The 23486-nt window shown below is 50.0% G+C and carries 22 protein-coding genes and 1 tRNA gene; 18 read left to right on the top strand and 5 right to left on the bottom strand.

Features of this window, described 5'->3' with window-relative positions:
• Positions 1-7: 7 nt before the first annotated feature.
• The 4 genes from ACJJH9_RS10715 (at position 8) to ACJJH9_RS10700 (ending at position 6033) form a co-directional block, all read left to right on the top strand.
• Entirely contained in the window at positions 8-3697 is a 3690-nt protein-coding gene (locus ACJJH9_RS10715; protein ID WP_444922730.1) for an efflux RND transporter permease subunit, read from the top strand.
• A 117-nt stretch (positions 3698-3814) separates the two neighbouring features.
• Entirely contained in the window at positions 3815-4093 is a 279-nt protein-coding gene (locus tag ACJJH9_RS10710) for a hypothetical protein (RefSeq protein ID WP_252081914.1), read from the top strand.
• 144 nt (positions 4094-4237) lie between these two features.
• Positions 4238-4894: a hypothetical protein gene (locus tag ACJJH9_RS10705; protein WP_444922729.1), complete on the top strand. Its 657-nt coding sequence runs from the start codon at positions 4238-4240 to the stop codon at positions 4892-4894.
• A gap of 200 nt (positions 4895-5094) precedes the next feature.
• Positions 5095-6033, top strand: coding sequence for a UDP-glucose 4-epimerase family protein (locus tag ACJJH9_RS10700; protein ID WP_444922728.1), 939 nt, complete (start codon positions 5095-5097; stop codon positions 6031-6033).
• A 216-nt stretch (positions 6034-6249) separates the two neighbouring features.
• Here ACJJH9_RS10700 and ACJJH9_RS10695 read toward each other — a convergent pair whose 3' ends face one another.
• On the bottom strand, positions 6250-6801 hold the full coding sequence (locus ACJJH9_RS10695; RefSeq protein ID WP_444922727.1) for a hypothetical protein: 552 nt from the start codon (positions 6799-6801) through the stop codon (positions 6250-6252).
• A 540-nt stretch (positions 6802-7341) separates the two neighbouring features.
• Here ACJJH9_RS10695 and ACJJH9_RS10690 point away from each other — a divergent pair.
• Positions 7342-8508: a patatin-like phospholipase family protein gene (locus ACJJH9_RS10690; RefSeq protein ID WP_444922726.1), complete on the top strand. Its 1167-nt coding sequence runs from the start codon at positions 7342-7344 to the stop codon at positions 8506-8508.
• A gap of 78 nt (positions 8509-8586) precedes the next feature.
• Positions 8587-9321 carry an SOS response-associated peptidase family protein gene (locus tag ACJJH9_RS10685; protein ID WP_444922725.1) on the top strand — a complete coding sequence of 245 codons (735 nt, stop codon included), beginning with the start codon at positions 8587-8589 and terminating at the stop codon, positions 9319-9321.
• Positions 9322-9716: 395 nt separating this feature from the next.
• Here ACJJH9_RS10685 and ACJJH9_RS10680 read toward each other — a convergent pair.
• A tRNA-Ser gene (locus ACJJH9_RS10680) sits at positions 9717-9804 on the bottom strand.
• Positions 9805-9968: 164 nt separating this feature from the next.
• A complete protein-coding gene (gene rne, locus ACJJH9_RS10675) occupies positions 9969-12911 on the bottom strand; it encodes a ribonuclease E (RefSeq protein WP_444922724.1) in 2943 nt (980 codons plus the stop codon).
• Here rne and ACJJH9_RS10670 point away from each other — a divergent pair.
• Positions 12910-13395: a hypothetical protein gene (locus ACJJH9_RS10670; protein ID WP_444922723.1), complete on the top strand. Its 486-nt coding sequence runs from the start codon at positions 12910-12912 to the stop codon at positions 13393-13395. The two genes, rne and ACJJH9_RS10670, sit on opposite strands and share 2 nt — an antisense overlap.
• A 9-nt stretch (positions 13396-13404) precedes the next feature.
• On the opposite strand, the gene ACJJH9_RS10665 is transcribed toward ACJJH9_RS10670, so the two are convergent.
• Positions 13405-13710 carry a hypothetical protein gene (locus ACJJH9_RS10665; RefSeq protein WP_444922722.1) on the bottom strand — a complete coding sequence of 102 codons (306 nt, stop codon included), beginning with the start codon at positions 13708-13710 and terminating at the stop codon, positions 13405-13407.
• Here ACJJH9_RS10665 and rluC point away from each other — a divergent pair.
• Both rluC and ACJJH9_RS10655 read left to right on the top strand, forming a co-directional pair.
• The gene (gene rluC, locus ACJJH9_RS10660; RefSeq protein WP_444922721.1) at positions 13709-14704 is read left to right on the top strand and encodes a 23S rRNA pseudouridine(955/2504/2580) synthase RluC; all 996 of its coding nucleotides are present in this window, start codon (positions 13709-13711) and stop codon (positions 14702-14704) included. The genes ACJJH9_RS10665 and rluC overlap by 2 nt on opposite strands.
• A gap of 12 nt (positions 14705-14716) precedes the next feature.
• Positions 14717-15361 carry an HAD-IA family hydrolase gene (locus tag ACJJH9_RS10655; RefSeq protein ID WP_444922720.1) on the top strand — a complete coding sequence of 215 codons (645 nt, stop codon included), beginning with the start codon at positions 14717-14719 and terminating at the stop codon, positions 15359-15361.
• Here the strand turns inward: ACJJH9_RS10655 and ACJJH9_RS10650 are convergent.
• Entirely contained in the window at positions 15351-15950 is a 600-nt protein-coding gene (locus ACJJH9_RS10650; protein ID WP_252081840.1) for a Maf family protein, read from the bottom strand. The genes ACJJH9_RS10655 and ACJJH9_RS10650 overlap by 11 nt on opposite strands.
• Before the next feature lie 107 nt (positions 15951-16057).
• On the opposite strand from ACJJH9_RS10650, the gene ACJJH9_RS10645 reads away from it, so the two are divergent.
• From ACJJH9_RS10645 to mltG, 9 genes are all read left to right on the top strand, one after another.
• Positions 16058-16600, top strand: coding sequence for a YceD family protein (locus ACJJH9_RS10645; protein ID WP_444886366.1), 543 nt, complete (start codon positions 16058-16060; stop codon positions 16598-16600).
• Between the two features lie 74 nt (positions 16601-16674).
• Positions 16675-16869, top strand: a complete 195-nt coding sequence (gene rpmF / locus ACJJH9_RS10640; protein WP_252081838.1) for a 50S ribosomal protein L32 — start codon at positions 16675-16677, stop codon at positions 16867-16869.
• 3 nt (positions 16870-16872) lie between these two features.
• Complete coding sequence (gene plsX / locus ACJJH9_RS10635; RefSeq protein WP_444884690.1) at positions 16873-17919, top strand: phosphate acyltransferase PlsX; 1047 nt, start codon at positions 16873-16875, stop codon at positions 17917-17919.
• A 52-nt stretch (positions 17920-17971) separates the two neighbouring features.
• On the top strand, positions 17972-18916 hold the full coding sequence (fabD, locus tag ACJJH9_RS10630) for an ACP S-malonyltransferase (protein ID WP_444922719.1): 945 nt from the start codon (positions 17972-17974) through the stop codon (positions 18914-18916).
• A gap of 45 nt (positions 18917-18961) precedes the next feature.
• Positions 18962-19717, top strand: coding sequence for a 3-oxoacyl-ACP reductase FabG (gene fabG, locus ACJJH9_RS10625; RefSeq protein ID WP_252081835.1), 756 nt, complete (start codon positions 18962-18964; stop codon positions 19715-19717).
• Between the two features lie 222 nt (positions 19718-19939).
• On the top strand, positions 19940-20176 hold the full coding sequence (acpP, locus tag ACJJH9_RS10620; RefSeq protein WP_152453358.1) for an acyl carrier protein: 237 nt from the start codon (positions 19940-19942) through the stop codon (positions 20174-20176).
• A 195-nt stretch (positions 20177-20371) separates the two neighbouring features.
• Positions 20372-21613 carry a beta-ketoacyl-ACP synthase II gene (fabF, locus tag ACJJH9_RS10615; RefSeq protein ID WP_252081834.1) on the top strand — a complete coding sequence of 414 codons (1242 nt, stop codon included), beginning with the start codon at positions 20372-20374 and terminating at the stop codon, positions 21611-21613.
• 88 nt (positions 21614-21701) lie between these two features.
• Entirely contained in the window at positions 21702-22424 is a 723-nt protein-coding gene (locus tag ACJJH9_RS10610) for an aminotransferase class IV (protein ID WP_444922718.1), read from the top strand.
• Positions 22418-23482, top strand: coding sequence for an endolytic transglycosylase MltG (gene mltG, locus ACJJH9_RS10605; RefSeq protein ID WP_444922717.1), 1065 nt, complete (start codon positions 22418-22420; stop codon positions 23480-23482). Before ACJJH9_RS10610 ends, mltG begins: the two co-directional genes overlap by 7 nt.
• The last annotated feature ends 4 nt before the right edge of the window (positions 23483-23486 follow it).

The raw sequence follows: 23486 nt of genomic DNA, 5'->3' as shown, positions 1-23486 counted from the left end.
AATATCAATGGTGGTTAAAGACGAAAAAACCAGAGAAGAAATCCTGGAAGCTGAAAGTGAGCACCGCTTTAATACCGCTCGTTTTTTTGTCGATAACTCCTCCATTTCATGGGCGCTATTGGTCGGGGTTATGTTTTGGGGGCTTATCTCTTATATCGCGATGCCCAAAAGTAAGGATCCAGATATTCCCGTCCGTATAGCTACAGCAACAACCAAATGGCCAGGGCAAAGTGCCATCAAAGTTGAGGAGCTGGTAACACGACGAATAGAAGATGCCATCGCCCAGAGTGAATATCTCTACCAGCCAGATGCGCGCTCCTTTGCAATAAAATCCCTGACCCTTAACGGTGTGTCCGTAGTACAAACTCAGCTTGCCCCCCACACCGATGTCACCAAGGCATTTAACGATATAAACCTGAAACTTATTGACGCGCAGGGTCAACTGCCTTCAGGGACACAGGCTACTCAATTCAATGATGAATTTGGGGATACGGCTGCCGTGCTTTTGGCCGTAGCCAGCCCAAGGGCCGGAGCTACTGAAATTAGCCTCCGGGCAGAAAACATCCGAGAAGCATTATCGGAGGTTCGCGCCAAGTATAAAAACCAGGGAGTAGAACAGAGGGTTAGTATTATGGTGGCCCTGCCGCTTTCAGTGCACGGGGTGAATAGCTTGGCTGCCTTCAAGGTCTTTTCCCGCTGGATGGAGAAACAGGGTTATGGCACTGCATTTAAAATTCTGTCGGGCCCCGGTTATATCGGCGTAGATTTTACCTCTGATAAAAGCGATGAAGAGTTGATGCGCGCAGGATATCGTTTTTTAAATGAGCGACTTAGTGCACAGAAATTTTTTCCCGACTCCTGGCAGCCTTTTCTTGTACGAGATATTGCTAAAACTCGTGAGCGTCTTGCCGAAGTGGCTGGGGCAAAATACAGCTATAGGCAACTGGATGATTTCTCTGATCTCATCGCTGCGAATATTCGCACTCTCCCGCAGGTAAAGCGGGTACTGCGTTCCGGGGTGCTGCAACAGCAAGTCGATTTGGTTTATTCCCAGGAGCGGCTTGCTTCTTACGGCCTGCGCCCGGATATGATTGGCCCAATACTCAATGCCCGCAATACAACCATTCCTGGCGGCAATCTGACTGTTGAGGATATGGATGTCGCAATATTTCCCAGTGGGGACTTTAGCAATTATGAAGACATTGGGGATGTACCTATCGCTTTGAGTGATGATGGTACTCCGGTGTACCTACGGGGTGTACTGGATGTTTCAATGGGGTATGAGTCGCCACCAGAGCTATTGAATTACTATGTCAGCAAATCTAAACACGATGGAACATGGCAACGGCATCGCAGCGTCAACTTATCGGTACAGATGCGTGATGGTGAGCAAATCGGCGAGCTAGGCAAGGTACTCACAAAGTTACTGGAACAGGTTAGAGCCGACTTGCCGCCAGATTTAATTATTGAAAAAGTGTCTGATCAGCCCAGACAAGTAAAGGAAAGTGTGGGGCTTTTTATTGAGGCGCTGGTTGAAGCCATTATCCTTGTGGTTATTGTCGCTTTTATCGGGTTTTCTGATTGGCGTTCCGCCGTCCTACTGATGATCTCAATCCCGATTACCTTGGCAATGACCTTCGGCTTTATCCAGTTTATGGGGGTGGATATTCAGCAAGTCTCTATTGCAGCATTGATTATTGCCCTTGGGCTTTTAGTGGATGATCCTGTTGTTGCCGGGGATGCCATCAAGCGACAGATGGCCGCGGGTAAACCATCGTTTATTGCTGCCTGGCTTGGGCCAACCCTACTCGCGAAAGCCATTTTCTTTGCGACGCTCACCAATGTGGTTGCGTATTTACCTTTCTTACTACTAACCGGAAATCAAGGTGATTTTTTGCACAGTTTGCCAATTGTTATGGCCTGCGCATTGATCGCCTCCCGGATAGTATCTATGACTTTTCTGCCTTTCATAGGAAATCTTCTCTTGCGTCCACCGAAGCGTACAGAGCCAACACTGGAGGAGCGGCGGAAACATGGGCTTACTGGTGTGTACTATCGAACCGCTAGCTGGGCTATAGATCACAGGAAACTTGTACTACTGGGATTTCTACTTTTTCTGATTGCGGGAGTGGTATTGAAAACGCAGTTGAAAAATGCCTTTTTTCCAGACGATATTCAATATTTGTCCTATGTGGATGTCTGGTTGCAGAATGATGCAAGCATTGATGCAACAGATAATGTTGCCAAACAAGCGGAGCAGGTGATTAGACAAACAATAGAAAAGTATCAAAAAGAAAATGGTGGGAATTCTGATGAACCAATTCTACAGGCACTGAGTACTACCGTTGGTGGAGGGGCGCCGCGTTTTTGGTATACAGTGAACCCTCGGCCACAGCAAGCTAATTATGGTCAAATTATTATCCGTATCAATGATAAAAATCTGACTCCAAAGTTGGTGCCGTTTATTCAGGAAGCACTCAGTAAGAATATCCCCGGAGCCGATCTGGATGTGCGCCAACTGCAAACTACCCCGGTAGATTATCCCTTTGAAATAAGGGTGTCAGGGCGTGTGACAACCGGTTCTGAGGAAGAGCGTAAGGATATTATTATCTTGCGAGATGTTGCCGAGAGAGTGAAAAATATTGTACAGAAATCTGCATATGCTCGCACGGTTCGCCAGAACTGGGGAGAGAGGAGTCTTGCGGTTTATATGAATGTTCTTGAAGACCGGGCAGCGATGTCTAGAGTCACTAATGCGGATATTGCCCAGGCTTCATCAACGGCAATTAATGGTAGTGAGGTATCCACCTTACGGGAGGGGGACAAAGAAATACCAATCGTTATTCGCCTCCGACTGGATCAGCGTGGGCAATTGCAGGATATTAACAACCTTTATGTGTTTTCATCAGATACGGAAGTAAGAGTTCCCCTAGAGCAGGTGGCTACAACAAGAATTGACTTTAGAACTGAGCGAATTCGTCGTTTGGAAAAATTTCGCACGATTTCTGTTTTTGCGTACCCTTATGCAGGATTTATTGCCTCCGATATTATGGGAGATGTAAAAGATGAATTAGATGCCTTGCAAAAGACGCTGCCCAGTGGTTATCAAATACAAGCTTCTGGAGATGCGGCTAACTCAACACATGGGTTTGCACAGCTACTCATGATACTTGGTGTTTCCTCGGGGGCCATTTTTTTGGCTCTGGTTTTCCAGTTTAGTAACTTATTGAAGCCCTTGGTGGTATTTGCCACCGTACCACTGGGTATGGTGGGTGCCCTTGCCGCGCTTTATGTTACTGGCCAGCCATTCGGGTTTATGGCTTTTCTGGGGATAGTAAGCTTGGTAGGGGTAATTGTCAGCCATATTATTGTCTTGTTTGATTTTATAGAAGTGCGTCATGCCGCAGGCGATCCTTTCAGAGAGGCATTGTTGGACGCGGGGATCCTACGACTAAGACCAATCCTGATCACAATAGCGGCTACTACCTGCGCCCTGGTGCCTCTCGCTTTCCATGGTGGTCCTCTTTGGCAGCCTTTATGTTTTGCCCAGATAGGAGGCTTGATATTGGCAACCTGCGGTACTTTGCTACTGGTGCCGGTGCTTTATACCGTGATGGTGGTGGATCTAAAGTGGATTCACTGGCACGAGAGGGGTTCAGGCGCGGAAGACGGCAGTAGAAACATGGTAGAAGCATAAGAACTCTACTTAACCACTAGTGTCCTTCAGCGGGATTAGTCACCTCATATCGCTTAATTGGTCTGGTATTGACTATGGTTGGAGCCTAAACCTTAATTCCCCAACAGAGGAAGCCCGATGCGCCTGTTAATGAAAATCCTGATCCCAGTTAAAAGTGGCAATAATGCTATCGCAGACAAGTCCATGCCGAGAGCCTTCAATGATTTTATCGCTTCGGCTGAGCCTGAATCCTCCTATTTCTTTTTAGAGGATGGTAAGCGCGCGGCTATTTTTATTCTTGAGGAGAAGCGGCAGGATCATCTGATGGCTTATAACGAAAAGTTTTTTTCAGCTCTGGGTGCGGAAATTTGGATTACCCCAGTGCTAAATCAAAAAGAACTACAAAAACACCTTTAAGTCTTGACGTAGGCAAGTTTGATTTCTCCGAAAGAGCGTAGTTGGGGCTTAAGCTTCGCGACACTAGACTAGCCTTTTAGTTTGTTAAAGTTTAAGTCTCTCGCTTCGGACTGTCCGGGCATCTAAATTTATTAGGATCTGCTTATGCCTACAAATGGTAATAAACGGATTGGAGAGTCACTCATTGGTTTAAGCGGTCTATTGATAGTTGCCATTTCCACATTCTCAGCCGGCACTATGGGGTTTGATACCGCCCCTTTAAATGGTTTTAGTGCCTCTAAATGGTCAACGTCTCATAGGTTAACGACTAGTTACTATCTAAAGAAGCTTCCTCTGGCTGGCACTAGCCCGATTTCAGTAATATGTTTGTCTGATGGGAAACTTTTAGTTGTTTCACCCATTGAATTTTTCTCAGATCAGTCCGCGTTAACCACGTTACGCTGGGCTATCCCTTCTAGGGCCATTGCTAGGGGGGGCGCGACATCGCAAAGGATTATAGCTTCGCCTATTCGCCACTTTGATGCGGTAATAGATAAAGACTTTAAAGCAAATTTGGCCCGCAAAAGATACCATCGTATCTGTGACCGTAAGGTTCCCAGAGATCTTAACCCCTGTGCTGAGGCTCGCTGGCATTATCGGCAAGCCAAGGCTTGCTTGGCAGCCCGAGAAAAATGGGAGATTAAATGGGGAACCGCAGAAACTACTGAGCCCCATGGGCGGGCTCTAGAGAATGTCAGAGCCAGAGTGAAAAATGCTGGCAAAGCTCAGCTTCGGTTTTGCAGCCTTAGAGATCAAAATTAAAGGTCGAATAATAGATAAGAGAGTATTAAATCCCCTCTTGCTGAACACTTTTGAGTTGTCTAATCATTGCTTAGCCAAGATACTTTTATTTTCAGGCTACCCGCTAAGAGCTCTTTATCGTCAACCCTTCCACCAGTGACTCAATGCTTCCCCATCTGTAAACTACTTCCTGATGAAATTAATTGATATGGGCGGGGCTTGTGGAAGCGCGAGTATTGTTGACCGGTGCCAGTGGCTTTATTGGAAGTGCTCTTTTATCAGCCCTGCGATCTAAAAGGGTTAAGGTACTGCCCGTGTATCGCCAGGAGATAGAAGGGGGGCTTTATGTACCTCGCATAGATGCGGAAACTGACTGGGGTACCACACTGAACAATATTGATGTGGTGATCCATACTGCCGCGAGAGTTCATGTGATGAAAGAAGGTGCTGCTGACCCCTTGGCAGAATTTCGCAAAGTGAACTTGGAAGGTACCTTACAGCTGGCCCGCCAAGCGGCATCTTCAGGGGTAAAAAGGTTTATTTTCTTAAGCTCTATTAAGGTGAACGGGGAATCCACTACTGGCAGAGGCCCATTTACCGCAGAGGAGCCCTCAAATCCTGTAGACCCCTATGGGATTTCAAAAAAAGAAGCTGAGGATGCCTTGCTCGCTCTGGCAGAGGAAACTGGCCTGGAAGTGGTTATTATTCGTCCACCATTAGTCTATGGACCTGGAGTAAAAGCTAACTTTCAATCCATGATGCGTTGGCTGCAGAAAGGTATTCCACTGCCGTTAGGTTCAATTAACAATCGGCGCAGCCTGGTTTCTGTCTATAACTTGATCGACTTGATCACAGTTTGTATTGAACACCCGAACGCAAGAAATCAAGTCTTCCTTGTATCTGATGGTCTTGATATGTCTATCACGGATTTATTGAGGCGGCTTTCAAGGAGCCTAAGGTGCCGGGCTCTATTGATGCCTGTGCCAGTATCTGTTCTGATCTTTACTCTCTCCCTACTGGGGAAAAGGGCTGTTGCCGATCGTCTATGTGGTTCTTTGCAAGTGGATATTGGAAAAACTATGAACCTGCTTGATTGGCAGCCACCGGTATCGGTAGAAGAGGGGCTTGCTAAGACTGCTGAAAGCCTGCAGAAATCATAGTTTGTAGATTATAGAAGCCTGGGAATATCTGAATGATCCTGCCAGGCTTTCGGCTCTATTTTTTTGCGAGTGTTCAGACTATTCACAAACCTGTTATGAAGACTTTGCCTTGTTAAGCGAGCCAGGTGCTGAAGTCTGTATAGGTATTCCGGAGCTACTCAGAGATCCCACAATTTAAAGGTCACACAATAAGTAATTGTGATGGCCTTCCAGTTTTTAGCCCCGTCTATTGACAACACTGGAGTAAAAACCCATCAGATAAGAGCTGGGCACTTCGATAACCGAGCGATGACCTGACTTTGCATAAAGCTTCACTCTAAGGCTTTCTCGCTTCTTGAGAGCAGTGGTGATCTGATTTTCACTCAATGTGACTTCCAGAGTTTCTTCAAGCATGCATTTAAATGCTGATGCACAGTTGAGGACTTTTCGATCGAGTTGGGATAGCTCAACCTCGTTTCCACCACTAAATGTGGCTGTGTCATAGTTGCGCCAGTTTTCCCGGTATGTGATATCAATACGCAGTTGGTATTGGGGGCTTCCGCCATTCTTGGGGGCAAGAGCACGTAGCATATAGTAATACAGGTTGTGATCCGAGCCATCGGTGGTTGCCTGCATTGGAGGGCCGCTATATTCAGTTGCGTTATTTTCGGAACTATTATGTATCGTTACCGCCTGACGAACTTCACTAGCACTTTTTTGTGTGATGCTTGTGGTGGCGCTACATCCAGCTAGTAAGACAGCTGCCAAGTAGGTGGTGAACTTAGTCATAGGTCTTTTCCCAGTTTATTAGGGTTCTTTTATGGGGGGAGTATCTCATATTTGACGCTAATTGTAGGGATTGATGAATTTTTTTTGACAAATGCCAGCGATAAAGTTTTGCATAAGGTTTGAAAGACCAGGATGCTAATGAATCAGTTAAGTCTGTTAGAACATGTAGTGTGAGCAAGCTTCGAGAGGCTAGGCGTAACGTTCGTTAAGGATAATTGTAAGGTTATGAATAGGATAATGGCAGTAGGGCATGAGTAGTCAATATCTGTATTTGCCTACAGAGAAGAAAAGCCACTAGTAATTCGTTCTCATATTTTTCGAAAAAAAGGATTATCTAGCTATTTTTATGTCTGTTCGGATAAGTGTCTTGGGGGTGAAATTTTATATAGGTTTAACACTTTACTTGGGGGAATTTGTTTGTGGTATGTTATTTTTTATAAGACACAAGTCTCTCCAAATAGAATTTACAGCTAGCTTATGATGGTAGAGTCAAACTTAAGGTTTGTGCTTATACTTTGTATGTAGGGTAGAGGTGCTGTAATGAAAATCAAGCATTCTGTAGTCATTTTCTTTTTGTTAATAGTGGCTCTAGGTTTGCTGGTTTTTTCTTACAATTATGTTTTTGTTCGCGGTATCAAGTTTGATTCCCAGCCGATTACAGAGGAGTTAATAAAAAGCAATGAGGCGTTAGAAAAAAAGGAAACAATTAATATTCTGATCATTGAAGGGGGTGGCGTCAGGGGGCTTATTCCTCTCTATGTGATACAGCATATTGAGAAACAATTGGGGAAGCCTGTAGAGGAAGTGTTCGACGTCTTTAGTGGAGTTTCAACAGGTGCGATTATTGCCACGAGCTTGAATATTCCTCTTTCCCAATTGGGTCGGCTTGATTTTGATCATGACAACATTTCCTCAAGAAGTGAAAGGTTAATAAAAGTATATGAAAAAGAAAGCGAGTTTTTGTTTTCAGTGCCCTGGTATCATAATGCCTTGACATTAAATGGATACCTCTCGCCGCAATTTATGGGTACCCATCTTTCAGAAGTCTTGGAGAGAAATTATTCTCCTGCGATGAACTTCACCAGCTTAAATAACTATGTAATTATCCCGTCGCTGGATGTACATAATGGAAGGTTGCATCTATTTAAGAATAGAGGGATAAAAGCTTTAGATTTGCCTACTAATACGCTTTATCAGCTTGTTGCTGCTGCATCGAGTGCAGAGGCTTTTTTTACCCCTGTTGATTTTGTGGGGCCAGACAAGAAGATTACCCATCGTTACTTTGCAGATGCAGCAATCACGGCTAATGATCCAGCTAACGTCATCTTGCATGATGTAATAAAAAATTTTCCAGGCAAAAACTACTACTTGCTGATTCTTGGTTCCGGAATACACCCAGTTCATACTATGGGTTTTGATTATAGAAGTCTAAAGAGTTGGGGGAAATTACGCTGGTTCCATGATGCAATATTTAGCATGACACGATCAATGGATTATCAGCAAATATTTTCTCTGGAAATTGCCGAGTCTTTAGCACCCTCGCGGGTGAAATATGATTATCTTAATGTTGAGCTTATTGACCCCTTTGTGGGCCCTTTTGATTACAAATCAATTGACAAGCTTAAGATTCTTTCAGATAGGCTTATTGACGAAAATGAAGAGGAGATTGATAAAATAGTGGACTATCTGAAGGGCGAGGACAGGTGATAAGTTCCTCTTAAATTCTCCTTCTTCTTTTAACCATCCTATTAGTGTGGTTCAGGCCATACTTTACGGTGAATTTCCATGTGCTACTCCTTTACGGTCCCTAGTGACAAGACGCTGTCATCACTACCTGTAGGGTTTAGAGCGGATGTGAATGCCTGGAATCAATTCCGCTTCAACCAGAAGTGGGAGAACTGCTCTGCTAAAGCGGAGGTTCGCCACGCGCTCGGGTTGAAGGGGCTACCTCGTGTCAGTCAATTCCGCCTTGCAGGGCCAGGCGAAAGAGTATACCCCCGCTATTTTGCGCCGGGCATAATATGTGATGGAGGTAGGAATTGGTTGCGCCCGCTACGTTACTCAATACGCCTATCCAACTCGGCTTGGGATCTAGCGACAAAATACAGTCTATATAACGCTCGGCTAGATAGATTACTTGAAGCAAAAACCTGGCGCTCCCTGATTGGCCACCAGCATGGGATATTACCATTCACGAGTTTCTTTGAATGGGTCGAACATAAGGGTAAGAAAGCTCAGGTCCAGTTTACTCCAAAGGGTAAAGATTTGATGTGGGCACCAATCCTTTGGGACTACTGGGAATCATTGGGGGGAGAGGTTGGTTACTTCTCATGCACCTTGATTACCGATGACCCGGCTCCAGAAGTTGAGGCGGTTGGCCATGACCGTAGTCCAGTTTTTCTAGGGGCGGATCATATGTTGACTTGGTTAAATGCTGAATCTAAATCAGCTGCGGGTTGGCAAAATTTCTTGGCTGGGCATCGTGAGCCGGTAGCTTATCGTCACCACAGGATGGTATGAGCAATGGAGGCCGCTTGCTCATGGGCATATCCTGCCCGGTAGGTCTTTATTTTTACATGCTGCGCTCATGAGCAGTATGCGCTGTCCTTATGAAGCTCCCTTTTTTTCTGTGGTGGTAGTTGTGGCGCTGGACGGTCAGCTGACTTGTTAAAGTTATTTATGGGGACGCGAGTAGTTACTAGTTACGGGCAGTCAATGAAAATATCCGCCAGTTCCTATCCGGGATGGGTATGAACTGATTGCGGAAGGGCTGCCACGGTGCCAATTCGATACAGCAGGGGCGGAGTGGCTTTTGCTGTGAAGATCTTACAAAAGTTAAGTGGGGGAACAAGTGGGGGACCACAAAAAGCAGAAACAAAAAAGCCCTGAAAAATCAGGGCTTTCTGCATGAATAATGGCGGTGGGGCAGGGATTCGAACCCTGGGACCTGTTACAGTCAACGGTTTTCAAGACCGCCGCTTTCGACCACTCAGCCACCCCACCAAATTGTGCTGTGCATTATACATAGCTTCGTGCTACATACAAGTGCCGTTTTAAATTTTTTCAATTAGTTCAATGGGTTAGGTGATTTATTGACCAGTCAAGGGCAATTCTTCAGATGTAAAAAGCCGCCAGCAGCTGAACTGCTGGCGGCTTTTATTGGTTGCTTAGCCTGCTTCTGCAGAATTGTGGTCAGTATTAGCCTGTGTTACTTGACGTGCCACACGCGGGTCATTGGCTGGGCGTGCAAGTGCGCGAGGACTGTGCTGGATGGCCGCTGGTTGAGCGGTGTCTAGCGGCTGCTGGGAGCCTATGTCACGATGCTCTGTCACGATTGCCAGCTCCAGCAATGGCTTGGGGTTGATGCGCGGGTCGTTGCCGGCGCGTCCCTGAGCTGCCGGCGTAGCGATTTCCTCAGAAGCTTTAGCTTCTGCAGCCATCATTTCCTCTCTGGCGATAGCGTCGCCTTGCTCTACCGATGCCTTTGCGGCTTCACTGGCTTCTTTTAGGGCAGTTTCTTCAGCATCTTCAGTTGCTGCGGTAGCCTCCACGTTAGTAGCAGGTGCCGACACTTTTGTGGCTTGTACTTCTTGAGAGGCTTTGGGGGTTACCAGGGTAGGAGAGGGTTGCTCTTCTCTGGTTGCAGTAACCTTTTCAGGTGTTACTGGCTGCTGAGCGGGTGCCTCGTTTGTGATTGCTGGCTGTGCCTTTGGAGAGGCCTCTGCAACTGGTTTTACTTTCGCTTGGCTTTCAGAAACCTTAGGCGCAAAAGGCTTTTGCTCAGGAGCCTTCACTACAGGCTTGGGCTCGGTTACCTGGGTGGGCTCGGGAGCTTTTTGCTCTTTGTGCTTGGGCTTCGCCGCCTCACTCACAGGAGCTTCGCTCAAGTTTTTGGCTGCGGTATCCCTGGATTTCCTGGCTTCACTTTCCGCTTCGTCAATCGCTTCATTGACTTCGCGATTTAGCTCTTCCTGGCTCTGAGCTACGGCTGTGGCGGCAGTGTTTTCTGTACGGCGGCCACGACGACGAGCTTGTGGACGGCCGCGAACATTGCTGGGGCGACGTGCCGGGCGATCCTGATCGGCGCTTTCATCTACCTGTGAGATGTTTTCGTTAGTGTTACCCTCGGAGACGTTGCCGCGATTTTCATCTTTACGGCGATTGTCTCCGCTACGGCGGCGGCGGCGGCGGCGCTGTCCTTCACCGCGGTCGGCTCCGCTATCACGCTCATCGAACGACTTTGTGGTCTGCCTGGCTTCGCGCAGGTCATCGCTCTTGCTATCTTCGCGGCGATCGTCTTTGCGGCGAGTCTGACGTTCATTGCGACTGCCACGGTTGCCACCGCGCTGATTGCGATTACGGTTGCGATTGCGCTGGTAATCTTTACCGCGGTTTTGGGACTTCTGATGCTTTTTGGGCTCTTCTTCTTTGCTGGTGAAAAGCTCAGCAATAGCGTTTATCAGGCGGCTAAACAGACCTGGCTCCGGTTTTTTCTCCGGAGTTGGTGCCGGTGCGGTGTGCGCGAGCGGTTGTACAACAGGCTGTGCTTGTGGGCGCTTAGGCTGCTCTTCTTTCTTGGTGACAGTTTCCTCTACGCTTCCAGATATTTTATAGGAGGTTTCAAGGGTAGATGTGTCGTCATCGCGTAGGCGCTGAACCTCAAAGTGCGGCGTTTCAATTTCCGCATTAGGTACGACCACTACGCGGGTTTTATTGCGTGACTCAATTTGGGAGATCGCTTTGCGCTTCTCGTTGAGGAGGTAGGTGGCAACGTTTACTGGGGTGATTGCGCGAATCTCTGCGCTGCGCTCCTTCTTGGCCTCTTCTTCTACTAGGCGCAAGATAGAGAGGGCCAGAGATTTGGTGCCGCGAATAGTGCCTTGGCCGCTACAGCGGGGGCAAACGCGGAAGGTGGTTTCACCGAGAGATGGGCGTAGGCGCTGGCGTGACATTTCCAGCAAGCCGAAGCGGGAGATGCGGCCAACTTGTACACGGGCGCGGTCCATGCTGAGAGCTTTCTCCATGCGCTTTTCAACTTCGCGCTGATTGGACTTGCTTTGCATGTCGATAAAGTCGATCACGACCAGGCCGCCCATATCGCGCAGGCGCAGCTGGCGGGCAATCTCATCGGCGGCTTCCAGGTTGATGTTGCGCGCGGTCTCCTCAATGTCTCCGCCTTTGGTGGCGCGGGAGGAGTTGATATCAATGGAGACCAGTGCTTCAGTCACATCAATAACGATTGAGCCACCGGAGGGAAGTTTTACTTCGCGTTCAAAGGCAGTCTCAATCTGGCTTTCGATTTGGTATCGGTTGAAGAGCGGAATGCTATCTTCGTAGAACTTTACCTTGTGGGCGTAGTGGGGCATTACTTGTTCAGCAAAGCCCTTTACTAGTTTAAAGGCATCCGCATCATCAACAATAACTTCACCAATATCATCGCGCATGTAATCGCGAATCGCCCGGATGATTACATTGCTTTCCTGGAAGAGGAATTCGGGCGCGCTATTTTTGTCCGCTGATTCTTTGATTAAGCTCCACAGTTGCAGGAGGTAGTTGAGATCCCATTGCAGCTCTTCGCCACTGCGGCCCACACCGGCGGTGCGCACAATCATGCCCATGCCAGAGGGGACATCCACGCTGGCTAGGGCGTCACGTAGCTCAGAGCGTTCATCGCCCTCAATGCGGCGGGAGATGCCGCCGGCACGGGGGTTGTTCGGCATTAGTACCAGGTAGCGCCCGGCGAGACTGATAAATGTGGTGAGGGCCGCGCCTTTGTTGCCGCGCTCTTCTTTATCTACCTGAACAACAACCTCCATCCCCTCTTTGACGACATCTTTAATCTTGATGCGGCCTTCGATGTCCTTGGGTTGCTTGAGGAAGTATTCTCGGGAAATTTCTTTCAGGGGAAGGAAGCCGTGGCGCTCTTCACCGTAGTCGACGAATGCGGCTTCAAGCGAGGGTTCTACACGGGTGATTTTACCTTTGTAGATGTTGGCTTTTTTTTGTTGACGGGTGCGATTTTCAATATCCAGGTCATAGAGCCACTGGCCGTCCACCAGTGCTACACGCAACTCCTCAGGCTGAGTTGCGTTGATCAACATTCTCTTCATGCGTGTCGATTTCCTTGCGTTGCGCAAAGGTGAGACACCGCTCATTGCAGGCTTGCTTATGGGCCGCCAAGAGGAGATGACCTGGTGGCGGGGCAGGGAAGCTAGAGAGGCTGTCTGTTCCGCAAATTCAGTCTACGCGGCCTTTCGAGACGAGCGTTCGCCCAACATTCCACTGCAAAAACTCCGGATATGCGATGCTGTGCTGCTATCCGTTGGCACTTACCAGTACCTTTCTTCCTCTAGTACCTTACGTTTAGTACTGCCCTGTACCGGGGCCGTGGGTTTCCATGGCCGGGTTGGGCGCCACCCTTGGGTCAGTTTCAAGCTGGGTGGCAAGGTTTGCGTCATCGTTTCTAGCTCTGTAGCTCGGCTTTTGGCCGCTACTCTTCTTCTATATTTTGTTGACCAGGTTAAAGTAAGCAGTTGTCTCCTGGTTGCCAGTTCGGTCGCTGGCATTATCTACAGAGCGGGACGCAAGTTTTGAGTCGTCCTTTCAAGCGCTGCGGGTCGCGGCCCGTCTTACCTTCGCGATTGTTACCCACTTAACTGTGGGCTGTTGTGCTGGTGAGGCCCCCTTGAGATTCTCGTTTTGGGGAGTGCTCATCAGCAAAGTTTTTATCAATAACACGGGTATGCCCGCGCACTGGCCGAACAGCAGTATTTTCTCCGAAGCCATGGCTATTTCTTCATGTGGGAAGCCGCCGATGACCGAAAACCAGCCGAATTCAGGCCGACCGAATATAGCACGGGCAGGGAGGTGCTTCAATTGTCCTTGCAGCGGCGCTATGATGCGCGCCATGCGAAGTACACCTCCCCTGAAAACGGCTGCGGCCGACACTCCCTCTGATACCTGGAACCCCTCTGGCGGCGTGCAGTTTTTGACTGTGCCTGAAGAGCTGGCTGGGCAGAGGATTGACAATTTCCTTCAGGCACGCCTAAAAGGTGTGCCCCGTTCACGCGTTTACCGAATCCTGCGCAAGGGTGAGGTAAGGGTAAATAAAGGACGGGTAAAGGCAGAATACAAGCTCGCGGCGGGCGATGTGGTGCGTGTGCCGCCAATTCGTGCGGCAGGGCAGGCTACTGCCCCCCATGCTGGAGAGCAGCTGCGCCAGTTGGTGCACGACTCCATACTTTATGATGACAAGGGCCTGCTTGTGATCAATAAGCCTGCCGGCCTTGCCGTTCATGGCGGTAGTGGCGTCCGGCTTGGCTTGATTGAAGTGCTCCGGCAGATGTATCCGCAGAGCCCATTTATTGAGCTTGTGCATCGCCTCGACCGGGATACTAGCGGTGCGATCATGGTGGCGCGCAAGCGTAATGTTTTACAGCATGTGCAGGCGGAACTGAGGGGCGGACGGATTGGGAAGTCTTATCTGGCGCTGGCGGTAGGTAAATGGCCTCGAGGTAGGAGGGTTGTTGAAGCCCCGTTGCGTAAAAATACCCTCAAGAGTGGTGAGCGGATGGTCTCGGTGCATCAGGATGGAAAGGCTTCCGAGACGCGCTTCCAGGTGTTGGAGCGTTTTAAAGCGGCAACACTGTTGGGCGCAGAGCCGGTAACCGGGCGCACCCACCAGATTCGCGTGCACGCCCAGTTTGTTGGTTGTCCCCTGGCGGGTGATAGTAAGTACACTGGTGATGAGGATAACCGTGCGTTTCGTGAGCGAGGCCTTAAGCGTCTTTTCCTGCACTCGGCTTCTGTGCGCTGCACGCTTCCAGACGGCACCGATGTGCATGTTGAAGCGCCGCTACCCACTGAAATGCAAGCGCTATTAAAGAAGTTGCGAGACGAGTAAAGGGGCGCGGCGATGCTGGTTATTCTCGATTGGGATGGCACTGTTTGTAATTCCGAGACGCGGATTGTTGACTGCATGTTGCGCGCGGCGGGGCGAGTTGGTTTGCCGGCACTTTCTCCTGGAGCGGTGAGCAATATTATTGGATTGGGTTTGCCGGAGGCGGTGGCCACTCTTTTTCCTGAGGCTGTTGATAAAGATCGGCAAGCCTTGAAGCAATTCTATTCAGAGGAGTGGATGGCGGCGCGAGTGGAACCCCTACCTTTATTTGATGGGGTTTTAGATACTTTGGATGCGTTGCTTTGCCAGGGGCATCAGTTGGCGGTCGCCACGGGGAAGAGTCGTCGAGGCCTCAGTCGGGAGTTTGAAGAGCATGGCATGGAGCACTTATTTATAGCGAGCCGCTGTGCAGATGAAACTGCTTCCAAGCCAGACCCATTGATGCTGAGTGAGCTGCTAGCTGAAGTTGATTGCGGTGTTGATGATGCGGTGATGGTTGGTGACACCACTTATGACTTGGCAATGGCGGTAGCGATTGGTATGCCCGCCGTGGGGGTTAGCTATGGCGCTCATTGCCCAAGTCGCCTGCGGGAGTGTAATCCCCAGGCGATTATCGATGAGTTTTCCGGGTTGCTGGGTTGGCCGCCGCTTAGCTCTTAGCAGTTGATTTCAGTGGATCTATACCAAATTCGCCGAGCAGATCTACCAGGCGAATTAGGGGTAAACCTATAAGAGTGTTAATGTCGGTGCCGTCGAGCTTTTCAAATAATGCTATACCGAGGCCCTCCACTTTAAATGAGCCTGCACAATCGTAGGGCTCTTCCAGCTCAATATATTTTTCAATTTGCGGAAGGCTGAGTGGCCGGAAATACACTGTAAAGGTTTCCACGGTGCTCACTTGGCGGTTGCTTGCGCTTTCTAGCAAAGACAGCCCTGTATGGAAGGTAACTTTGTTGCCGGAGCAGGCCTGTAGTTGAGCAATGGCCTTGTCGCGATTACCGGGCTTGCCCAGAATTTGTCCCCGGCATTCTGCAACCTGGTCGGAGCCGATGATCAGGGATTGGGGGTTGTCTCGCATTAAAGCGCGAGATTTTTCCTGGGCGAGCCTTAAGGCAAGGGCGCCAGCGGCCTCCCCTGGCTTGGCATCTTCATTTATATGGGGGGACGCGGTCTGAAAGGGGAGGTGGAGTTGCTTCAGTAGCGCCCTGCGGTAGGGGGAGCTGGAAGCTAGTATCAGTGTGGAGGCCATTATTTGGGCGGTTCCATGGTTGTTAGGTCAAAGTTTGTGACCGAGCGATACTGCAGTGACTGAATTGTTTTGACAAGGGTAGGGTGAGTCCATAGAATTGCGCGCTTATGTCGATAGCCCCCTCTAAATCAGTATTGCCTAAGAGCGTTGACGCTCGGAAATTGGTGCAGCGCGAGCAGTATCTGGAAGGTATTTTGCCTCTGGAGTCACTGCAGCGACTACGTGAAGCCGTTGAGTCTGTGAAAGGGGAGGTCGAGGCTGAAATCCAATTTGGCCGCGACCTGCAAAATCACCTCACTGTTAGCGGTAAGGTGCACTGCACGGTGGATTTGTTATGCCAGCGTTGCCTGCATCCTGTAGGCGAGCAACTCGAGGCGCAGTTTTGCTGGGGTATCGTTTGGTCTGAAGAGCAGGGCAAGGCTCTTCCCAAAGACTTGGATCCGGTGATTCAGGATGGCGATGAGCTGGACTTGCACCAGATCCTCGAAGATGAAATTTTGCTCAATCTGCCGATGGTGGCTTATCACGATGAGGAGTGTGTCTCCAAGGAGATTTTCCATATTGGTGAGAAGGCATCTGAAGCGGGTGAGCAACGGGAAAACCCCTTTAAAGTGCTGGAGCAGTTGAAGGGTTCTTCGGGAAAATCCTAGATTTTCTCTTAGAGTTTGGGCTCGCCGGTAGGCGCCCCGGTTCCAGCGAAATTTGTTTATTTTAGGAGCTAGCAATGGCTGTTCAACAAAACAAGAAGACTCGTTCCCGTCGCGGTATGCGCCGTTCACACGACGCGCTAGGCGCCGGTGCAACTCTCTCCGTAGACCCGACTACTGGTGAAAAGCACCGTCGCCACCACGTGACCAAAGATGGTTTCTACCGTGGTCGCAAGGTGATCGACATCGGCGGCGGCTCCGAAGAAGAGTAAGCTTTGTCCAGCCAATTGCGATTGGCCGTGGATGCAATGGGCGGGGACTTAGGTCCCCGCTCTGTCGTTCCGGCCTGTATTAGATTTCTGCAAAATTTCCCTGAAGCGCAGTTGAAACTTTTCGGCCCGCGCGCGCAATTAGAAGCTCTGCTCCTTGAGCAGCGCCACGCCCAAATTCCCGATCGCCTTGAAATCATCCCTTGTGAGCAGGTTGTTACCCAAGAGTGCAACCCTTTGCAGGCGGTTCGCCATAAGCGCAACTCCACCATGGCCCAAGCTCTAAAAGCTGTGGCGGAAGGTAGTGCCCAGGCAATGGTTACCTCTGGAAATACCGGCGCCCTTTTGGCCTTAAGCCGCAGTGTTCTGGGTAATATTGAGGGCGTTCGCAAGCCGGCACTGGGCAAGTCTGTACCCTCAGGGCACGGTTCCTGCTACCTTTTGGATCTCGGCGCAAATGTGGGGTGCAGCGCGGAAGATCTACTGCAGTTTGCGCGTATGGGTATTGAGGCTCAGCATCTCCACACTGGCGTTCCGCGTGCGGACATTGAGGTTGCACTGCTGAATATTGGTGCCGAGGCGCACAAAGGTACTGCTGAAATACGCAGGGCGGCCGAGCTCCTCGAGGGGGATCCACAGGTTAACTATGTGGGTTTTGTAGAGGGGCACGACATCTTTACCGGGGCTGTCGATGTAGTTGTGTGCGACGGTTTGATGGGAAATGTTGCCATGAAATCCGCCGAAGGCGTGATTAGACTGATGGGTCAAAAAGCGTTCACCATTGAGAAAAAGGGGTGTTTCAAACGTTTTTTTGGCCAATTAGCCATAAAGCTGTTGCGAAAATGGCGCACACAGGTGGAACCCGCTCGCTATAATGGCGCCAGCTTTGTAGGGGTGAAGGGCAACGTGATTAAAAGTCACGGGGGTGCCAGCAGCGAAGCTTTTTACCGGGCTATGGTGACGGCAAAAGAATGTGCCGATGCCGATTTGGCTGCCAGAGTTGGCGCCGCCTTGGTACAAGCTGGCGAGCGAAACTCAAAGGAAATGGGGTAGATACTACACCTCCCTCCTACTGAAATTTGCCAAACAGGTTTAAGGATATCTTATGACCAATGCCGCGCTTGCATTCGTCTTTCCGGGGCAGGGATCTCAAAAGATCGGCATGCTCTCCGAAATTGCTCAGGAGGCCCCTGAAATCCAATCCACCTTTGCTGAAGCCTCAGAAGTTCTGGGATATGACCTCTGGGATCTCTGTCAAAATGGTGAGCAGGAAGCAATCAATCTTACCCAGCGTACGCAACCTCTTCTTTTAGCCTCCAGTGTTGCTCTCTATCGCCATTGGCGCGCTCGTGGTGGTGCGGTGCCAGCTCGCATGGCAGGGCATAGTCTTGGGGAGTGGTCGGCATTGGTGTGTTCCGGTGTCCTGGCTTTTAAAGATGCTGTCCACCTGGTTCGTGAACGTGGCCGCCTGATGCAGGAAGCTGTACCCGTGGGTACAGGAGCTATGGCCGCAGTGATTGGGCTTGATGATGATGTGGTGGGAGAGCTCTGTGCTAAAGCCGCTCAAGGTGAAGTGGTGGCTGCGGTGAACTACAACTCTCCGGGCCAGATCGTAATTGCAGGCAATAGTGCTGCTGTGGAAAGGGCGATAGATGCCTGTAAAGCGGCCGGTGCAAAGCGTGCCATGCCTTTGCCGGTGAGTGCGCCATTTCATACTGAGTTAATGCGTCCGGCAGCGGAGAAGCTCGCCCCTCAGATCGAGGCGGCGGAATTCAGCGCCCCGCAAATCCCTGTTGTACACAACGTGCATGCCAAAACTGAATTTGATCCCGCGAAAATCAAGGCTTTGATGATTGAGCAGATATATAGTCCGGTTCGCTGGACTGCCTGTGCGCAAAAGCTCATAAACGATGGTGCTTCCCAGCTGGTTGAGTGTGGTCCGGGTAAGGTGCTGGCTGGTCTTATCAAACGTATTGATCGCAGTGCCGTTTGTCACGGTATAGACACTCCCAGCAGCTTTAATGAAGCGCTGAGATCTACAGCCGCCTGAGTTGCTCAGGCACGATGGCAATGGTCAAATAAGGATAAAGTAAGTATGAGTCTGAAGACCTCCCTTGAGGGCAAAGTTGCCCTGGTCACTGGTGCCAGTCGCGGCATAGGTGCAGCAATTGCGGATATGTTGGGCAGCCAAGGCGCAGTGGTCATCGGTACTGCCACTAGTGCTGGTGGCGCCGAAAAAATTAGTGCGCGTTTCGCCGAGCAGGGCTTCAATGGCGCAGGTATGGTACTTGATGTTACCAGTGCGGAAAGTATCGCTGGGCTGCTAGAAGTAGTGAAAAATGATTTTGCGGCGCCGACCATTTTGGTTAATAACGCGGGAATCACAAAAGACAATTTGCTCATGCGCATGAAAGATGATGAGTGGGACTCGGTGATCGAGACAAACTTATCCGCTGTCTACCGTATGACAAAAGCCTGCCTCAGAGATATGACTCGGGCGCGCTGGGGGCGTATCATCAATATCAGCTCCGTGGTGGGTAGCATGGGCAACGCGGGTCAGAGCAATTACGCGGCCACCAAGGCTGGAGTAGCAGGTTTTGCTCGGTCCCTGGCTGCAGAGATTGGCTCTCGCGGCATTACTGTGAATACGGTCGCCCCGGGTTTTATTGATACCGATATGACCAAAGTGCTGCCTGAGGCGCAGCGCGAGGCGCTTCTTGGTAAGATCCCTCTGGGTCGTTTGGGGCAGCCCGAAGAGATTGCCTCTGTTGTGGCCTTCCTGGCGAGTGATGCCGGAGCTTATGTCACGGGGGAGACGATACATGTCAATGGCGGCATGTATATGGCCTGAGGTACGTTGAAAATATTTCAATAACCTATTGATTTTTAAAAGTTTTTTGTATTTGCTGATGGTGCCGCAGAGCCGTGCATTACAACCCTAAAAACTTGGGGTACAATGGCCTCTGAATTATCCAAAAGCTGTGTGAGCCGGTCGTTATCGCTGTTAATTGGATTGGCGAAATAACAATAGCGACTAAAACAGATTTTTACCCACTAGGAGTTAAATTGAATCATGAGCAGCATTGAAGAGCGCGTTAAAAAGATCGTTGCTGAACAACTGGGCGTGAAGGAAGAAGACGTTAAGCCTGAAGCCTCTTTTGTTGAAGATCTGGGCGCGGACTCACTCGACACAGTTGAGTTGGTAATGGCTTTGGAAGAGGAATTCGAAACCGAAATCCCCGACGAAGAAGCTGAGAAAATCACAACTGTTCAGCTGGCAATTGATTACATCAAGGACAACCTTGGTTAATTCCTGCTGGGTGGTTTAGGCGCGAACAGTTTTATTACTGTGCGTAGCCAAGCGTTTCTGAGAGCCGTTCTATGTTACATAGCGCGGCTCTCTTTATATTTGCACTATGGAATTGTGACTGCTGTTCTAGTGTTGATTCCTTCGTATGTAGATTGAAGGGAGAGCAGTGGCAGTAAGAGTTTCGGGGGGACCGCAGTGTCGCACAGAAGAGTTGTTGTAACCGGAATGGGCGCAGTGAGCCCGCTGGGTAACACCGTAGAGGAGACTTGGTCTGGCATCCTAAAGGGCGTCAGTGGAGCTGCTCCAATAGAGTCATTCGATGTTTCGGCGTTCTCAACCCGCTTCGCCGCTATGGTGAAAGATTTTGATCCGACTCCTTATGTAGCCGCAAAAGATGCGCGCAAGATGGACACTTTCTTGCAATATGGCCTGGTTGCGGGTAACCAGGCTATGGAAGATAGCGGTCTGGAAATTAATGAAGAGAATGCGTCACGTATGGGGACCTGTATCGGTTCCGGTATGGGAGGCATTTTGGCTATTGAAGATAATGCCCTGTTAATTGCCGATAAGGGCCCCCGACGAGTGTCACCATTTTTTGTGCCGGGTGCCATTATCAATATGGTCGCTGGCAATTTGTCGATAAAATTTGGCCTTCGGGGCCCAAATCTCGCCGTCACAACAGCCTGTACTACTGGCACCCATGCTCTGGGATTGGGCATGCGGACCATTCAGTATGGCGATGCGGATGTTATGGTATGTGGCGGGGCCGAAATGGTCACTACGCCTGTTGGGCTCGGTGGTTTCTGTGCGGCCAGGGCGCTCTCTACGCGCAATGATGACCCCAAGACGGCCAGTCGCCCGTGGGATAAAAGTCGAGATGGTTTTGTGCTGGGAGAGGGAGCTGCGGTACTTGTCCTGGAGGAGTACGAACACGCGAAAGCCCGCGGCGCAAAGATTTACGCAGAGCTTGCAGGCTTTGGTATGAGTGGCGATGCCCATCACATGACTTCGCCTCCAGAAGATGGTGCTGGAGCTGCGCTCTCCATGCAGAATGCGCTTAATGACGCCGGTATGAATGCTGCTGATATCCAGTATATCAATGCACATGGCACCTCTACGCCATTGGGAGATACGGCTGAAATTCAGGCTGTTCGTGAGGTTTTTGCAGATTCTTTAGAAGAGCTGGCGGTAAGCTCTACAAAGTCTATGACTGGCCACCTTCTCGGTGCTGCAGGAGCTCTTGAAGCGGTTTTTTCTGTCCTCGCTCTGCGCGATCAGATGGCACCGCCAACAATCAATTTGTATGACCCAGACGAGGCTTGTGAAAATATCAACCTAGTGCCTCAGGAGGCCCAGCCTAGAGTAATTAATTCGGTACTATCTAACTCTTTTGGGTTTGGTGGCACCAATGGTTCATTAATCTTCAAGCGAACCTGATCTGTCTGCCCGCCTCTGGGCGGGCAACTCCCATCCTGATATGTGCAAATTGCCACAATTTTTTCTCAGAAGCCGACCTGTACAGAGCTTGCCTGCTGATGAGAGTTACGAAGATGGAATCCTCGAAACCATGCGCTGTCACAACGGAAGGTTGCCGCTGTGGCCGCTACACCGAGAGCGCCTGGCCCGGAATGCTGGTTTTGATGAGCTGCTTCTTAAAGAGATTGATCAGTGCATACCCCGGTTGGTTGAGCAGCTTAACCAGAAAATGGCGATCGCCCGATTGCGGCTGGGTTCGGTTGGTGGTGAGTGGTGCTGGGATCTGTCCTTGTTGCCGCTAAAGTTGACTGCCGAGACTGAATTTGGAGTTCGACTTTACCGCTGTAAGACCTATCTACCGCTTTCAAAAAGTAGGAACTTAGGCAGCAAACTTTTATGTCGCAATCGATATAATAAGGCAAAATCTGAGCTTCCTGACGGGGAGCGTATCGATGGCCTGATGTTAGATAGTGAGGGCAGGGTTATCGAGAGCTTGCGCTGTAATTTACTGGCTCGCTTTGGTAATACCTGGATAACGCCTGATTTGCATCGCTGTGGTGTCCGGGGCGTCATGCGGGACTGGTTATCCAGTGAGATTCAGTGGCAGGAGCGAGATTTAGAAATTCGGGATCTGAGCGGGGCTGATGAAGTAGCATTGTGTAACAGCGTGCGCGGGGTATTGCCGGTTGTCGAGATTATCGGTCATCAACGTTGGTCGATCGGGGCTGGTGTTCGAGGGTTGCAGCATTTGATCATGGAAACATTGTGGTAAAGAAAAAGCGGACAAGCTCTCCTTTCAAGTTTTGGAAAATCCTGTTTAGTGGTTTTCTCCTCGTTGCCTTATTGGGCGGAGCCTCTATGTGGATGTTACAGATGGCCCTAGCGTCTCCACTGGCTGTGGGAGAAAAGGGCCTGCAGTTCCAAGTGCAAAAAGGCAGCAGCTTATCTGGAACCTTGCGGAAACTGAAAAGTGACGGGGTGATTAGCTGGCCGCGATTGATTCTTGCCTATGCCTATTGGGAGGGCAAAACCGATATCCACTCTGGTGAGTATCTGATACCCAGCGGAAGTACGGCAGTGGATTTAATTACCCGGTTAAACCGGGGTGACGTCACCATTTATCGACTTACTTTAGTCGAGGGATGGACTTTCCGGCAGGCGCTGCAAAAGATTCGCTCGGGGCAGAGGATTGTTAGATCTGAGGCTGGCAGTAGTGTCAGTGCCGCGGCCAGGGCTCTTGGCCTGAAAGAGGGTGCTGAGGAAGGTTGGATTTTCCCAGATACCTATGTATATCGCTCTGGGACTACAGATATTGAGCTTTTACGCGAAGCGTATGAACGTATGCAGCGCGTGCTGGATGAAGAGTGGCAGGCAAAAGAGGATGGCCTCCCTTACGCAACACCCTATGAGGCCTTGATTATGGCTTCGTTGATTGAAAAGGAAACTGGTCAGCCTTCCGAGCGAAGTCAAATTGCCGGAGTTTTTGTGCGGCGCCTAAATATGGGCATGCGCTTGCAAACCGATCCCACCGTAATTTATGGGCTGGGGGAAGACTATGATGGTAACCTCACCCGAGCACACCTTCGCCAGCCAACCCCGTATAATACTTATGTAATCAATGGGCTCCCCCCTACGCCAATTGCACTGCCGGGACGCGCGGCTATCCGCGCCGCACTGAACCCAAAGCCCGGCAAAAGCCTGTATTTTGTAGGTAAGGGGGATGGTTCCCATCATTTCTCAGCCACTCTGACAGAGCACAACCGTGCGGTGCGGGAGTATCAGCTGAAAAGACGAGCGGATTACCGCTCCAGTCCGGCAAAAGGAAATTAGAAAT

This window comes from Microbulbifer mixtoriginis (SeqCode), assembly GCF_052466715.1.
Note: the sequence above shows the minus strand (reverse complement) of the source record. Positions and strands in the feature narration are given on the sequence as shown.